Origin of the sequence: Acinetobacter sp. BEC1-S18-ESBL-01 (assembly GCF_014169935.1) — a bacterium.
Classification (GTDB): Bacteria; Pseudomonadota; Gammaproteobacteria; order Pseudomonadales; family Moraxellaceae; genus Acinetobacter; species Acinetobacter pittii.
On sequence record NZ_AP022302.1, the window covers coordinates 155983 to 171545 of the forward strand.

14 protein-coding genes and 1 pseudogene are annotated in these 15563 nt (G+C 38.8%); 7 read left to right on the forward strand and 8 right to left on the reverse strand.

Annotation, left to right across the window (positions count from 1 at the left end; translation table 11 throughout):
- Positions 1 to 3 precede the first annotated feature (3 nt).
- Positions 4 to 1830 (forward strand): protein-disulfide reductase DsbD, encoded by a 1827-nt coding sequence (gene dsbD, locus H7R46_RS00730; protein ID WP_005066777.1) that lies wholly within the window; start codon positions 4 to 6, stop codon positions 1828 to 1830.
- Here dsbD and H7R46_RS00735 read toward each other — a convergent pair.
- Both H7R46_RS00735 and H7R46_RS00740 read right to left on the reverse strand, forming a co-directional pair.
- Positions 1825 to 3018 carry a GGDEF domain-containing protein gene (locus H7R46_RS00735; RefSeq protein ID WP_005066779.1) on the reverse strand — a complete coding sequence of 398 codons (1194 nt, stop codon included), beginning with the start codon at positions 3016 to 3018 and terminating at the stop codon, positions 1825 to 1827. The genes dsbD and H7R46_RS00735 overlap by 6 nt on opposite strands.
- A gap of 174 nt (positions 3019 to 3192) precedes the next feature.
- Positions 3193 to 4104: an alpha/beta hydrolase gene (locus H7R46_RS00740; protein WP_005066781.1), complete on the reverse strand. Its 912-nt coding sequence runs from the start codon at positions 4102 to 4104 to the stop codon at positions 3193 to 3195.
- A 152-nt stretch (positions 4105 to 4256) separates the two neighbouring features.
- Here H7R46_RS00740 and H7R46_RS00745 point away from each other — a divergent pair, with 152 nt between their 5' ends.
- Positions 4257 to 4694 carry a DUF2147 domain-containing protein gene (locus H7R46_RS00745; RefSeq protein ID WP_005066784.1) on the forward strand — a complete coding sequence of 146 codons (438 nt, stop codon included), beginning with the start codon at positions 4257 to 4259 and terminating at the stop codon, positions 4692 to 4694.
- A gap of 38 nt (positions 4695 to 4732) precedes the next feature.
- On the opposite strand, the gene H7R46_RS00750 is transcribed toward H7R46_RS00745, so the two are convergent.
- Both H7R46_RS00750 and H7R46_RS00755 read right to left on the reverse strand, forming a co-directional pair.
- On the reverse strand, positions 4733 to 5083 hold the full coding sequence (locus H7R46_RS00750) for an arsenate reductase (RefSeq protein WP_005066786.1): 351 nt from the start codon (positions 5081 to 5083) through the stop codon (positions 4733 to 4735).
- Between the two features lie 452 nt (positions 5084 to 5535).
- Positions 5536 to 6360: an exodeoxyribonuclease III gene (locus H7R46_RS00755; protein WP_017481819.1), complete on the reverse strand. Its 825-nt coding sequence runs from the start codon at positions 6358 to 6360 to the stop codon at positions 5536 to 5538.
- 38 nt (positions 6361 to 6398) lie between these two features.
- Here H7R46_RS00755 and pyrE point away from each other — a divergent pair, with 38 nt between their 5' ends.
- Together pyrE and H7R46_RS00765 are read left to right on the forward strand one after the other, a co-directional pair.
- Positions 6399 to 7049 (forward strand): orotate phosphoribosyltransferase, encoded by a 651-nt coding sequence (pyrE, locus tag H7R46_RS00760; protein ID WP_000211303.1) that lies wholly within the window; start codon positions 6399 to 6401, stop codon positions 7047 to 7049.
- A 239-nt stretch (positions 7050 to 7288) separates the two neighbouring features.
- Positions 7289 to 7483: a hypothetical protein gene (locus tag H7R46_RS00765; RefSeq protein ID WP_005066792.1), complete on the forward strand. Its 195-nt coding sequence runs from the start codon at positions 7289 to 7291 to the stop codon at positions 7481 to 7483.
- Between the two features lie 236 nt (positions 7484 to 7719).
- Here the strand turns inward: H7R46_RS00765 and H7R46_RS19475 are convergent.
- The 4 genes and pseudogenes from H7R46_RS19475 to H7R46_RS00780 form a co-directional block, all read right to left on the reverse strand.
- Positions 7720 to 7797: pseudogene (locus tag H7R46_RS19475) on the reverse strand (ferric siderophore receptor protein); the annotation flags it as partial.
- Positions 7798 to 7859: 62 nt separating this feature from the next.
- A protein-coding gene (locus tag H7R46_RS00770; RefSeq protein WP_085944219.1) for an IS3 family transposase occupies positions 7860 to 9004 on the reverse strand; the annotation gives its coding sequence in 2 pieces (ribosomal slippage) (positions 7860 to 8740 and positions 8740 to 9004; 1146 coding nt in all).
- A gap of 54 nt (positions 9005 to 9058) precedes the next feature.
- Positions 9059 to 11191, reverse strand: coding sequence for a TonB-dependent receptor (locus H7R46_RS00775; RefSeq protein WP_320104091.1), 2133 nt, complete (start codon positions 11189 to 11191; stop codon positions 9059 to 9061).
- A gap of 230 nt (positions 11192 to 11421) precedes the next feature.
- On the reverse strand, positions 11422 to 11634 hold the full coding sequence (locus H7R46_RS00780) for a DUF1737 domain-containing protein (protein WP_005066797.1): 213 nt from the start codon (positions 11632 to 11634) through the stop codon (positions 11422 to 11424).
- 160 nt (positions 11635 to 11794) lie between these two features.
- Here H7R46_RS00780 and gshB point away from each other — a divergent pair, with 160 nt between their 5' ends.
- The 3 genes from gshB (at position 11795) to murC (ending at position 15535) form a co-directional block, all read left to right on the forward strand.
- Complete coding sequence (gshB, locus tag H7R46_RS00785; protein WP_005066799.1) at positions 11795 to 12739, forward strand: glutathione synthase; 945 nt, start codon at positions 11795 to 11797, stop codon at positions 12737 to 12739.
- 238 nt (positions 12740 to 12977) lie between these two features.
- Positions 12978 to 14075, forward strand: a complete 1098-nt coding sequence (murG, locus tag H7R46_RS00790) for an undecaprenyldiphospho-muramoylpentapeptide beta-N-acetylglucosaminyltransferase (protein ID WP_005066800.1) — start codon at positions 12978 to 12980, stop codon at positions 14073 to 14075.
- Positions 14076 to 14086: 11 nt separating this feature from the next.
- Positions 14087 to 15535 (forward strand): UDP-N-acetylmuramate--L-alanine ligase, encoded by a 1449-nt coding sequence (gene murC, locus H7R46_RS00795; RefSeq protein WP_002122011.1) that lies wholly within the window; start codon positions 14087 to 14089, stop codon positions 15533 to 15535.
- The last annotated feature ends 28 nt before the right edge of the window (positions 15536 to 15563 follow it).

The following is a 15563-nucleotide window of genomic DNA, read 5'->3' on the forward strand; positions in this document are numbered from 1 at the left end:
TTTATGTTAATGAAAAAGCTTATTCATCAGGGAATTCTTTATTTTCTAGCAGTTGCTGTTTGTGTGTTTAGCCAGTTGGTTTCTGCGCAAGATAAGCTACTCTCACCCGAACAAGCTTTTTCATTTTCGGTTGAATCCTCTGAGCCGCATACTGCGAGTTTGTCTTGGCAGATTCAGCCAAATTACTATCTTTATCAGCATAAATTTTCCGTACAACAAGGTACTCAACCTTTAACTTTAAAGTTACCTAAAGCGGTTGCCCAATATGATGAAAATTATGGGCAAAGTCAGGTTTACTACCATCAAGTTAATTTCCAAATTAAGACTAAGCCGTCAGAGCATTATAGTGTGACTTGGCAGGGCTGTGCCAAAGACCGTATTTGTTATCCACCCCAGACCATTGAGTTTCAAACCGATGCAGATGGCTTGGTGGGTGTGCAAAACCAAGCAGGAACAGCGCCAAAACGATTACTAGATTTAGCGAATACACAATCCGACACTTCCTCGGGTTCAGAATCTTTAGAAAAAGAGCAGAGTACAGAGACAGCAGCTGATACAACTACAACTCAAATTGCGCAAGATCAGATCTGGTCAGCCAAGTTAATTGAACACTCGCTTTGGTATGGAGTTTTATTATTTTTAGGTTTAGGCATGTTGCTCGCATTTACGCCATGTTCTTTACCGATGCTTCCTATTTTAACTTCACTGATCATTCGCGAACATAAAGGTTTAAAGGCTTGGACCATTGCGCTTACTTTTGTGTGTAGCATGGCATTGGTTTATGCAGGCTTGGGTTTAATTGCTTCTTCGGCAGGCTTAAATTTCCAACGTTGGCTACAACAGCCAGCGACTTTAATTGCTTTTAGTTTGCTGTTTATTGTTTTTGCTCTGAACTTATTTGGTTTGTTTGAGCTTCGTTTACCTCAGACATGGTTAAACCGACTTGACCGTATTCAGTCGATGCAACAAGGCGGCACTTTAGTAGGTGCAGGAGTCATGGGTGTGGTTTCTGCACTCTTGGTCGGTCCTTGTATGACCGCACCTCTCGCTGGAACTTTATTATTTATTTCTCAAACGCAAAATCAGTGGCAAGGTGCTTTGCTTTTATTCTGCCTAGGTTTTGGAATGGGAATCCCATTGTTGTTGGCAAGTATTTTAGGGGCCAAATTCTTGCCTAAAGCGGGTGACTGGATGCATCAGATTAAAGTGATTTTTGCTTTTCTGATGTTGGGTTTAAGCCTCTACTTTATTCGTCCTTTATTGCCAGATTTGGGTATGCAAGTGCTTAGTCTCGTATTAGGCCTTGCTTTTATAGGCTATGCTGTTTATCAGTTTTTCTGGAAAAAAGGGCAATTACAATGGCTCTACGCGATTTTATTATTAATCGTTACACCTTTTGTAGCCTATAACCAATATCAACATATTCAAAATCGAACTTTGCAAAGTTCTGCCCACATGGCCGAGTGGCATATTGCAACAACAGCAGCGGACTTTGAAAAATTTCTAGCGGCAGCGCCTACTGATCGGGCTATTGTGGTTGATGTCTATGCAGATTGGTGTGTTGCTTGCCAACCGATTGAGCACCGTATTTTAAAAGCACCTGAGGTTCAATCTGCTCTTGCACCTTATTATTTAATTAAGCTTGATTTGAGCCATTATGACCAGTCGCATGAAGCACTACTCAAGCAGTGGAATATTTTAGGACCACCGACCTATTTATTTTTAAGTCCAGAGCAAAAAGAGATTCGTGCTTTACGTTTAACGGGCGCTTTTAGTCAGCAAGAGCTTTTGCAGCAACTCGCGAGTTTGGCAAAATTCAAAGAATCATAAGGTATCAATAGTTTCGGTCTGATGAAATGTACGTACCTGATTACGTCCCGAAGCTTTTACCGCATAAAGTGCTTGGTCAGCCTGCCGAATAACCAGATAAGGGTCTTCTGCAAAAGCTGAACTGCTTATTCCAAAACTCGCACTAATGTGAATAGGATTATTTTGAGCGGTAAAAACAGGTAATTCTTGCAAGGCTTGGCGACAACGCTCAGCAATTTTTTCTGCTTGAATAATATCTGTATGGGGGAGTAGTAAAATAAATTCTTCTCCACCAAATCGACCAATAATATCCTCGCTACGCAAATTCTCAGAAAGACATTGAGCAATTTCAATTAAGACCTGATCACCTTGATGGTGGCCGTATATATCATTAATTTTTTTAAAATGATCGATATCAAGAAGTACCACAGCATAATCAAATTGTTGTTGGTGTAGCGACTCCAAATGCATGTTTAAACTACGTCTATTTAATACATTAGTTAATGGGTCGATTTGGCTTAAACGTTGAATATAAGTTTCTCGCTGACGCCATTGGGTGAGTAATATTTCAAATAAAACAAAACAGGCCAATAAAATAGGCATAATAAAAAAAGCCATACTTCCTAACCAGAAAGAATTGGTTTGGGCATGATCCATGGCTCTAAAATTAAATAGAGGTGCATACGCTAAAGCACCTGTCATACTTAAATATGTACAAACAGTTAAAATAATTGTGGCAGGTACAAGGGCGCTATAAACAATTTTACGGTCAAATAACACCAAACCCACCCCAATCGTACCCACATAACCGACCATAGTGGCAGGGCTGATACTGCCAATTAAATATCCATCATGACATAGCATAAGTGCAAAGAACTGCACGCTAATGAAAGGAATAACTTTTTGAGCCCATTCATCATTTTTGTAGCGGTAACAGGGAATAATCAAAAGGACTAATAAAAATAAGGTAAATAAATTGAGCCAGATTTGTGATTCAACTAAAGGTAAATTTGCCCATTGCCAGACACTTGGTGTAATTAAAATATAGCCTTTCCATAAAATCCAACTGAAATTCATTGCGCAAGCAAGTGTGAGCATCAGTGCGCTTTTTTGTAAGGGAGTCCAGTTGATGATGTGATTATTGTGGATGAAATCGATTATCACCTGTTTTATTCTATTTACGGGATAAGTGATTAAACGATTTTTCATAATAAATAAGGGCTCCTAAATATAGATGCCTCTTTGTTAGACCATCCTAAAATTGGATTGTTTCAATAATTTATATTTTAAACATAACATGATTTTCAATTTATATATGATGACTTTTTATAAAGAAAATGATGTGAAAAGTTTTTAGGCCTATTCACATCATTTATAAATAAATTAAGTTTTATCGAGTTCGTGTGCAAATTCAGCAATATCTGCCAATGCTTGTTTAGCTTCATCAAACCATGCATTAAACATCTGGAAGTTATGCCACATGCCCGTATAAAGTTTGAATTGAACTTTAACGCCAGCATCTTCAGCTTTTTCTCTAAAACGCTTGGCATCGTCTAATAAGATTTCTTTAGAACCCACTTGAACCAAAGTTGGTGGTAGGCCATGTAAGTCATCGAAGATAGGGGAAACACGTGGATCATCAGCTGCGATATGATTGCCTATATAGTACTGAGTGCCTGTTTGTAGGGCTTCAATAGATAATAAGGCATCATGCTTTTTGTTAAACCGAAGAGACTCACTCGTGAGTGTTAAATCCAAAAATGGAGACAACAAGATCAGGCCACTTGGCATGAGCTCAGGTTGTTCTTTTAAACGCAAGCAAAGTGCTAGTGCTAAATTTGCCCCGCATGAATCACCCGATAAAATAATATCTTTCGGCTGAATACCTTGTACCATCAAAGACTGATAGATGTCATATAGGGCTTCAGTTGCCTCAGGGTATGGATGTTCAGGTGCAAGTGGATAGTCCACATGAATAATCTGCATTTGAGTGCGGGCAGCTAAATCCGTCATAAAAGCATGATGTGTTTTAACACTACCAAGGAAAAAAGCACCGCCGTGAATGTGAAAAATCAATTGAGTCGCAGAATCTTGCGGTTTGATTTCTTCACCTTTAATGCCTGCTAATCGAATCGGGCGCACAGAAACATTTTTTTGTCGTGGAAAAGCACGACACATCTGATCTAGTACAGGACGTAAGGCAGTAGCCGGCAAATTTAGCTGGCTTGGCTTGCGAATTGTTGTTTTAAGAAAAGTTTCTGTAAAATAATATTTCCAAACATTTGATATATTCATATAGCATCCATTTTTATGCTAGTTTCTTGTTTTCTTGTAAATTTTATTTTGCAAGATTACAAGGTTACACGAAACAGTCACATTCAAAAATTGCAATATCTTTGCGACTTCTGAATACTGAAAATCTTGAAAGACCCAAGGATATTACAAAAATGAAAAAGATTGCTTTAGCTTTAGGACTCATTGGTATGGCTGCATTTGCCAATGCGGCTGATTCACTCAATGGAACGGTATGGAAAACGATTGATGATCAGACCAACAAGCCAAAAGCCGTAGTGAAATTTACGGAACAGAAGGACGGAACCTTAACTGCAACCATTCAGAGCATTTTGACACCAGGTGAAGAAAACGCTTGTACAAAATGTGAAGGTCCGTACAAAAACAAACCGCTTAAAGGTGTCACCATTGTACATAATTTAAAAAATGTAGGTGGTAACAGTTATGAAAACGGTACGATTTTAGACCCAAAATCAGGTAAAACTTACAAACTGAAAGGTGAGTTAACCGATGGCGGCAAAAAGCTTAAATTACGTGGTTATATTGGCGTTTCTGCACTTGGTCGTAACCAAACGTGGATTCGCGCGAACTAAAAGTTTTAATAAAAAAACGAGCCAAATGGCTCGTTTTTTTAGGCTTGAATATTTTGATAGGCGGTTTCATCGAAACCTACAATAAAGCCTTGTGAAGTTTTTAAAACAGGTCTTTTAATCAAACTTGGTTGAGCAATGAGTGCTTCAATCAGGTGATCTTCACTGCTTAGAGCACGATTTTGTTCTTCTTCTGAAAGCTTGCGCCAAGTCGTGCCTTTTTTGTTGAGAACAGTATCTTGTCCAATTTCTTTTAACCAGATTTTTAAAGTATCTGCATCAATGCCTTGTTTTTTATAATCATGAAAATCATAGTTAAGCCCTTTAGCCTGTAAGGCATCAAATGCTTTTTTCATTGAGTTACAGTTTTTAATTCCATAAATTTTTAACATTTTATCGGACCATGTCAAAAAGAGAGAGCACACAGCCTAACCCAAAATGCTATTAAGCACTACTTTATACCGATACTTTTAAAACAAATGAAAATTAATGATTAATCGAAAGAAAAATGTCATGTTATTGTCATAAGACAAGGTAATAATGAGCTTAATAAGAAGAAGTTAAAACTAAAAGAACTTAGCGCAAAATAAGAGACAGAAAAGAGAAAACCCGCATTTAATCATCCTGATCATGCGGGTCTCATTTCAACGTCCAATGTCACATCCTTGCAAATAAACTTATCATAAGTTTATTTTATCTTCCTACGGCGTCCTATCCTTTTGCGTCATCCTGACTGCTTCCCTGTGCCGTGGGGCTATAATGCCGTTAAAGCTGTGTAAGAAAAATACTCAAAAACGACATATGCTGTAAGCGAAAACGACAATGTAAGTGAACGAGTGTTCACTTATTCTTGAATTTTATAGTCGATAATAACGGGTGCATGGTCGCTAAACCATTGATCTTTATAAACCCATGCGTTAATTGTACGTGCTTTCCAGTCTGGTGAGCATGCATGGTAGTCAATACGCCACCCTACATTTTTTGCACGAGCTTGACCGCGATTTGACCACCATGAATAAAGTTCTGCTTCTTCGCGAACTACACGGAAGGTATCCACATAGCCAAGTTCATCGTAAATATGGTCAAGCCATGCGCGCTCATGTGGTAAACAACCAGATGATTTCTGGTTACCTGACCAGTTTTTGATATCAATACGTTTATGAACAATGTTGTAGTCACCACAAATGATGACTGACTTGTTTTCATCACGCCATTGTTTCAAGATTTTTGCGTATTCACCTAAAAATAAATCTTTACGTGCTTGCGCTTCTTCACCACTTGAGCCCGAAGGTAAGTATAATGACGCAATATGTACCGGATGTGACAAACCTAAATCGAATTCCGCAGAAATAAAGCGGCCTTGACTGTCAGCCAGCTCAAACCCTAAACCATCTTTAACAGAGACGAAGGGTAGGCGGCTATATATCGCAGTCCCCGCGTAACCTGCACGCTCTGCTGGAAAGAGATGGGTATGCCATCCTTCGGGTCTAAATTTTTCAGTCCATTGTTCATGGGTAATGCGGCTTTCCTGCATGCATACGACATCGGCATCTGATTGTTCTAACCATTCAAGTAAGCCTTTCGTTACTGAAGAACGTAAGCCATTTACGTTAATGGAAACGACTCGAAGAATTTTTACATCACTTGGATACTGATCCTTTGGTATCATGCGAAAATTTAACCTCAATTGTGAATTTGGAGCACCTCATGACAACGCCTGTGTCATTTCACCCGCAAGCATTTATCGAACTCGCATTATCACGCGGTGTGCTTAAATTTGGTGAGTTTACTTTAAAATCTGGACGCGTGAGTCCTTATTTTTTTAATGCAGGCCTACTCAACGATGGTGAAGCTTTATCTCTTTTAGCGCAAGGCTATGCTGATAAATTAACACAATGTGAAAATGTTGATGTGATTTTTGGACCAGCTTACAAAGGTATTCCGTTTGTAGCAGCGACTGCTGTTGCTTTGTCGCAAACACATAACAAGAGCGTGCCATGGGGCTTTAACCGTAAAGAAGCGAAAGATCATGGTGAAGGCGGTGTTTTAGTCGGTGCTGCGGTTGAAGGTAAAAAAGTCTGGATTATTGACGACGTAATTACCGCAGGTACAGCGATTCGCGAAGTGGTAACAATTTTGAAAAATGCTGGTGCAACTATTGCAGGCGTTTTGGTGGCATTAGATCGTCAAGAACGTGGTCAAGGTGAGCTTTCTGCAATTCAAGAAGTTCAAAAAGAATTAGAAATTCCTGTACACGCACTGATTACCATGAAAGATTTAATGGATTATTTAGAGGCGAAAGGCGAAAAAGAAGCGCTAGCAAATATGCAAGCTTATCGCGAGAAATATGGTATCTAAGAGTTAGATGTGGAAAAGGAAGCTGAGGCTTCCTTTTACATAATTTAATTATTGAATTGATCTAATTAATGGCATTGGTTAAATGATAGTTGGGGCGTTAAAAATTATAAAAAACCGTTCTAATGCGCTGAAACCTAGAACGGATTAGAATAAGATTTTAATGTTAAAATAAAAATTTAAAGTATTTCGTATAACTCGTATTATGTTAATTTTAGAAATATTTAATAGCTGTGAATAATATGACTAAACAGCCAAAGTGGATAATACAGGGCAAAAGCATCAAACAATTAATTAAAGAATTAGAATCTTTTGAAGATCAAAATTTATTAGTTGAGCTATCTTTTGATGATGGAGAAACATCTAAACCTATAAGCTTAGTTAGTAAAATTGATGGAAAATGTATGTTACTGAACTGTGAAAACTCAACAGAGTAACTCCTCCATTTAATATAATGGGACATTATGCGAAATCCTCTAATTTTATTTATTTAAAATTTTTTACACTCCACTTCTTACCAATGCCATGCTCAACTTGTCTTGTTGACCTTGTTCAGTCATCCCAAAGGTGAAAAAGAAGCGCTAGCAAACATGCAAGCTTATCGCGAAAAACACGGTATCTAAAAAGAAAAAAGCATACCTCTAAATAGGGGTATGCTTTTTAATATTTTTATTTAGAACTGATAATTCAAACGCAATAACACATTACGCGGTGTGCCTGGCATGCTGTCCGAACGCCAGTACTCTTTATTGAGAGGTGGTCCCACATGTTTGAACAACTAAAAGCTTATTTATAAGTGATACTCTGCTCTAGTTAAGCTACCTTATTTTGTTGTGGTAGCTGGTCATAGTAAAACTCATCTGGAGTCATTTTGTCCAGACTCGAATGAGGTCGTTTCAAATTATAAAATTCAAAATATGCGTTTAATTGCTTCTTCGCATCCAAAACATTGCTGTAGGCTTTGAGATACACCTCTTCATATTTAACGCTCCGCCATAATCGTTCAACCATCACATTATCAACCCATCGACCTTTACCATCCATGCTGATTTGGATGTCATTTGATTTCAATACATCAATAAATGCATCACTGGTAAACTGACTGCCTTGGTCTGTATTAAATATTTCAGGTCGACCATATTTTTCAATAGCTTCATTTAATGTTTCTATGCAAAATGTAACCTCCATACTAATCGATACTCTATGCGCAAGTACCTTGCGGCTATGCCAATCAATCACAGCACATAAATAAACAAAGCCTTTTGCCATAGGGATATACGTTATATCCGTAGACCACACTTGATTACTGCGCTGAATAGCCAATCCTTTGAGCAGATATGGATATTTGCGGTGAGCTTGATTAGCCTGGCTTAAATTTGGTTTGCAATATAACGCATTAATGCCCATTTTCTTCATTAAAGTACGTGTATGACGTCGTCCTATATGATGTCCTTGACGATTCAACAAATCACGCATCATACGGCTACCTGCAAAAGGGTATTGCATATGTAACTCATCCATACACCGCATCAGCTTCAGATCTGATGCACTCACAGGTTTTGGGCGATAGTAATAACAACCACGGGAGACTTTCAGCAGCTGAGCTTGCTTAGATACTGAAATCTGAAGTGAGTCATCGATTAACTTTTGTGGTTGAAGCGGCCCAGTTTCTTCAACACACCTTCTAAAAAATCAATTTCTAATGCCTGCTCACCGATTTTTGCATGTAGTTTTTTTAGATCGATGGGTGGTTCTGTTGGAGCTTTTGATTGATCGAAAGCTTGCGAGGAAGCTGAAATCAGTTGATTTTTCCAGTCGATAATTTGGTTTTGATGAACATCAAATTCAGCACTCAATTCAGCAAGTGTTTTTTCTGCTTTAATCGCAGCAAGTGCTACCTTAGCTTTAAAATCATTTGAATGATTTCTTCTTGGTCTACGTGCCATAAAATACTCCATATATTGATGTTTATAACATCATTTGGGGAGCAAAATATCACTTATAAGTGTTGTTCAAATTTCCTGATCCACCTCTTTGGTTAGGTTATTTACCGCAAGTGTGACATTCCAAGGGTCGGCACTGTAGCCAATTGCTGCATCGACACGATTAAAGCCTTCCATTTTTACTTGATTATTAATATTTGGATAATAAGACCCGACATAAGTCACGCCCACCTCGGTATACCACTGCTCGGTTGGTAAATAACGAACAAATAAATTACCGGTATTCTTAGATGTGTTGGCTAAATAGTTGCCTTCTTGTTCAGGTTTTTGTTTATCTTCTTTTACTTTTGCATCTGTGTAGCCATAACCACCGCGCACAAAGACATTATCAAGTACGCGGCCAATAAAGCTAAATTCAAGACCACGAGATTGATGCTGACCCGCAGTTGCCCATACTTCTGGTTGCTCATTAGGATTTGGTTTATAGCGGATATTATTTTTACGAATATCAAAGATAGAAAATTGAGTATTTAAACGATTATCTAACCATTCACTTTTTACACCCACTTCATATTGCTCGTTATATTGAGGCTCTTTATCCATTTTTGTGACATCGGTGCTTCCAGTGACTTGGTTAACACCCATTTGTCCACCAAACGGTGCAAAGCTCTTAGAGTAAGACGTATAAAAGCTATGTTCAGGAAGCGGTTGCCATACCAAGCCAACATTCGGGCTAAAGCTGCCATCTTTTACATTACGGTGTTCTTTTGTCAGCTTGTTGGTGGTTGAAAAGTCAAAGTAATCGTAGCGGACGCCCAGCATGAGTTTAAGTTGGTCATTTAGACCAATTAAATCTTGAATAAATACGCCGTAAGTTGTGCCTTCATTATAGTTGTGCTGTTTCATCACTAATGGGCCACTGCCACGACTGTACTCGCGTTCCCCTGTGATCGGATTGACGTAGCCGTAAATAGATCCATCTTTGGTAGCATTCGCTAGACGTGGTTCTCTTTGCTCATAAGTCCAGTCTGTACCCACCATAATTTGGTGTTCAAGCGAGCCTGTTTTGAACTTGCCCTTAATATCAAAGGTATTGGTGGTGGTCTTATTGCTGGTTTGTTGCCAGTAGTAAATTTGGTCGACGTAACCTTTTTTAGTACAAGACTCATTCTTTGAGTTTTTACCATCTAAACCACAATAAGTTCCAAAATAAAAGTGGTCAAAGTTTTGTTCTGCTTGTCGGTAACTTGCTGCCCAGTGAAAGTTCCAATCAGGCGCATATTGATAATTCACATCGGTGCGGACCACTTGCAAAATATCATCCACATAATCGCCGTCTTGGGCAAATCCCATTTTAATTGAAGTCCCTGCAGGCAGAATGTCACGTGATGGTCCGCGATCAGGTACACGACCTAATTTGTCATAGGTGTATTGTGTGGTCCAAGTGAGTGTTCCATCATCATTTTTATAAGTAAAACTTGGTGAAAACATTTCAATTTTATTTTCAATGCCAGAGCGGAAGCTGCCTGACTCGCCATATTCTCCAGTTAAACGTACTGCTAGATTGTCATTAAGTACTTGGTTGATGTCAGCCGTTGTTCCGTAGTTATCATATGAACCAGCGTACGCACCAACTGAACTTTTAGAGTCAAAATTGGCGAATTTACTCACCATATTCACAACCCCGCCGCCAGCACTACGGCCATATAAAACAGAGGCGGGGCCTTTTAAAATTTCAATACGTTCGATATTTGCTGTACTACGACGTACTTGTCCGCTTTCGCGTATGCCATCACGGTAAATATCACCTGTATCAGCACCAAAGCCACGAATCGTGATCCCATCACCGCGCATATCATAACTGGTTGATACCCCTGGGGTGCCTTGCAGCATAACGCTTAAATCATTTGATCCATAAATTTTATATTTCTGAACATCAATTGTATCAATGGTTTGAGGAATATCTTTTTTGTCTAAACCATTACGTGTGACATTGGCTTTATCATAGTCGATATAACTTTTAATTGGGTCGAGCTCACTCATTGCCTCAATTTTTATCGTGGGCATGGTAGCTGCCACTTTTGCGGCTGAATCAGTCGGTTCCTCTGCGTAGGCACCTTGAATATTCAAGATCATTAAACTGAGTAAGCTCAGCGGGAAAAGACGCTTCATTTGGGGAGATGGTATAGAAATTCTTAACATAAAAATAAAATCAATTAACAAAAATAAAAGTATAAATGATAATTATAATCATTTAATTGTTTAGAATAAAAGAACTATTACCTTAAAAAATGACATATTTATTTTTTAATAACTGATTTTTAGTAAGTTAATTAGCAAATTAAACGAATTGTACGAGTTGACTCATTAGTTTTTCTTGTTAATTTGGTTTTAAAGGGGACTTTTTGTCGATTAAAAGCACCCTTCTGGAATTACGTATTATTTTTGAGAACATCTAAAATATCCATTTCTGGATCATAATTTTCATCAATTGTTTTGCAAATTGCTTGTCCCACAATGACATGCGTGCCGTTAAAGGTCATAGTGGGTGCTTCATATAACTCCCAACCATGATTCAGAGCTTTAGTCACTCGTGCACAAAAAGCAGAGTCATCAGGACCAGTTAAATAGCGATAAAGTTTCATGTTTAGCCTTTAAAAATAATATTTTATGATCATAGTTTAACTGAATTTAGCTTAATTCAAGATAAAGAAATAACCGATAAGGTTTTACTGAAATTAAGAAAAACCAGTGAAAAATCTCAGTTATACTCATGCTAATTTAAATTTTAAGAAGAGCTTGAGCATGCGTGTACTTGTCGTCATGGATCCGATTGAAACCGTAAACCTTAAAAAGGATTCAACCATGGCAATGTTGTGGGCGGCGAGCCGTCGTGGACATGAATTAGGTTATGCATTACAACAAGATTTATATATCGATCAAGGCAAAGCTTACGGCCTCATTTCACCGTTAAAGGTTTTCGAAGATTACAACCATTACTATGAGCTGGGCGAAAAGAAAAAGGAGTCTATCACGGCTTACGATGTTGTGCTCATGCGTAAAGACCCGCCGTTTGATATGAATTTTGTCTACACGACTTACGTGCTTGAGCAAGCTGAGCGCGAAGGTTCATGGATTATTAATAAGCCTCAATCACTGCGTGATTGCAATGAAAAACTCTTTGCAACGCAGTTTCCAGAGCTACAAGTGCCTACACTTGTAACATCTCAACAAAGTTTAATTCGTGAATTTATTAAAGAACATGGCGATGTAATTGTTAAGCCACTTGATGGTATGGGAGGGATGGGAATTTTCCGTTTATACCAAGATGGTGTAAATATTGGTTCTACCTTAGAAATGCTTACAGAGCTAGGTACTCGTCCAATTATGGCTCAGCGCTACATTCCTGAAATTGTAGAAGGGGATAAGCGTATTTTAATGGTAAATGGTGAACCAATTCCTTACTGTCTAGCTCGTATTCCACAAAATGGTGAAGTACGTGGTAACTTGGCGGCAGGCGGTTTAGGCCAAGCGCGTCCGCTTACGGAAAACGATAAATTGATCGCAGCTAAAATTGGCCCTTTCTTACGCGAAAAAGGTTTAGTTTTTGTAGGCTTAGATGTGATTGGTAATTATGTCACTGAAATTAATGTCACTAGTCCAACCTGTATACGTGAAATTGATGCTCAATTTGGTACATCAATTGCCGATGATTTATTTGATGTATTAGAAGCTGGCCGTACAGCTTAATTATTTATTTCAGGTGATTTTCAGCTGTATTTATTGGAAATCACCTGAAAATATATGAATTAATAAAATAACAATACTAAATACACCACAGCTTTGTAGGCATATTTTCAAAAAAGCACATCTTTCTGTTATAAACGAGTGAAATTAGCTTTTCGTTAATGAAGCTTTAGGATTAAAATAAACGGCTACAAAAATAGATGACAATTTCCATTGTTTTTTTGAGTTGAAGAATTAGACCGTGACCGATTCACAGCAAAGCAAACCCAAACATGTCATGATGATGGCTGCCGGTACAGGTGGACATGTTTTTCCAGCCCTCGCCGTAGCCAAACAACTTCAACAACAAGGTTGTCAGGTTTCATGGTTAGCCACGCCAACAGGTATGGAAAATCGGTTATTAAAAGATCAAAATATTCCAATATATCAAATTGATATCCAAGGTGTTCGTGGCAATGGATTAGTCCGTAAAGTTGCTGCACCTTTTAAAATTTTAAAAGCCACTTTTAGTGCAATGCGCTATATGAAACAACTTAAAGTTGATGCGGTTGCAGGCTTTGGTGGTTATGTAGCTGGTCCAGGTGGTTTAGCCGCACGTTTGTTAGGTATTCCTGTACTTATTCACGAGCAAAATGCAGTTGCAGGTTTTACCAATGCACAGTTATCTCGTGTTGCTAAAGTGGTGTGTGAAGCATTTCCAAATACCTTTCCTGCTGGTGGAAAAGTTGTAACCACAGGAAACCCTGTGCGTCGTGAAATCACTGATATTTTAAGCCCAAAGTGGCGCTATGATGAGCGTGAGCAAGCAGGCAAGCCTTTAAATATTTTAATTGTGGGCGGGTCTTTAGGTGCCAAAGCACTCAATGAACGCTTACCTCCAGCATTAAAACAATTACAAGTTCCACTCAATATTTTTCACCAATGTGGTCAGCAACAAGTTGAGGCAACTCAAGCACTTTATGCAGATGCGCCAGCTAATTTAACTGTACACGTTTTGCCGTTTATTGAAGATATGGCAAAAGCTTATAGTGAGGCAGATTTAATTATTTGCCGAGCTGGAGCACTTACGGTAACAGAAGTTGCAACAGCAGGTGTGGCTGCAGTTTTTGTACCACTCCCTATAGCAGTTGATGACCATCAAACTGCAAATGCCAAATTTCTGGTGGATGTCGGTGCTGCGAAAATTTGCCAGCAATCGACCATGACACCAGATGTTTTAAATGAATTGTTCACTTCGCTGATGAACCGCCAATTACTTACTGAAATGGCAGTGAAAGCGCGTCAACATGCCCAACCAAATGCGACTCAGCATGTGGTTGATCTTATCCAAAAAATGTAATCGGATTTACTATGTCTCCATCAACAGCTGCGAACCAAGCAAAAAAACTGATTAAAGTGCCTGAAATGCGCCGTATCAAACACATTCATTTTGTGGGGATCGGTGGCGCTGGGATGTGTGGCATTGCAGAGGTTTTGGGTAACCAAGGCTATAAAATTTCCGGTTCAGACATTAAAGCGTCTAAAACTACAGAACAATTAGAGAAAAATGGCATCAAAGTTTATATTGGCCATCAACCAGAAAATATTAAAAATGCCAATGTGCTTGTAGTTTCTACAGCAATTGATCCGGAAAATCCGGAAATTAAAGCTGCAATTGAACAGCGTGTTCCAATTGTACGTCGTGCAGAGATGCTAGGCGAACTGATGCGTTACCGTCACGGTATTGCTGTGGCTGGTACACATGGTAAAACCACAACCACAAGTCTTTTGACGACGATGTTGGCTGAAGAAAACCTTGACCCAACTTATGTTATTGGTGGCTTACTTAACAGTACAGGCGTAAATGCAGCTTTAGGTGAAAGCCGTTTCATCGTAGCTGAAGCTGATGAATCAGACGCATCTTTCCTTTATTTGCAACCAATGGCAGCGATTGTAACCAATATCGATGCTGACCATATGGATACCTATGAAGGTAGCTTTGATAAATTAAAAGATACGTTTGTACAGTTTCTTCATAACTTACCATTTTATGGCTTGGCTGTAGTCTGCGGTGATGATGCCAACATTCGTGAAATTCTCCCACGTGTAGGCCGTCCAGTTATTACTTATGGTTTTAATGAAGATAATGACATTCGTGCAGTTGATATTGAACAAGATGGTATGCAATCGCATTTCACTGTGTTGCGTAAAGGTCGTGAACCATTGCGTTTAACAATTAATCAACCAGGCTTACATAATGTTTTAAATGCCTTGGCAGCAATTGGTGTTGCAACAGATGAAGGTGTTTCTGATGATGCAATTAGCCGTGCATTAGAAGGATTTAGTGGTGTAGGTCGTCGCTTCCAAGTGCAAGGTGAATTTGAACTTGCTGATGGCAACGTTAAGTTAGTTGATGACTATGGACACCATCCGAAAGAAGTAGAAGCAACTATTAAAGCTGCTCGCCAAAGTCATCCAGATCGTCGTTTGGTTATGTTGTTCCAACCACATCGTTATTCTCGTACCCGCGATTGTTTTGATGACTTCATTGAAGTGCTCTCTCAAGTCGATCAATTATTATTGTTGGAAGTATACCCTGCTGGTGAAAAGCCTATTGTGGGTGCAGACAGCCGTACTTTAGCGCGTAGTATTCGTTTACGCGGACAAGTAGAACCAATTTTGGTCGATCCGGTTGAAGGTAATTTGCAAAACATCATGCAAAATGTGTTACAACCAAATGACTTGTTATTAACACAAGGTGCGGGTAACGTGGGAGCAATTTCAGTAGAACTTGCACAACACCATTTGTATGTGAAATAAACAAAAAGTATTGAATAATCTGGTTAAG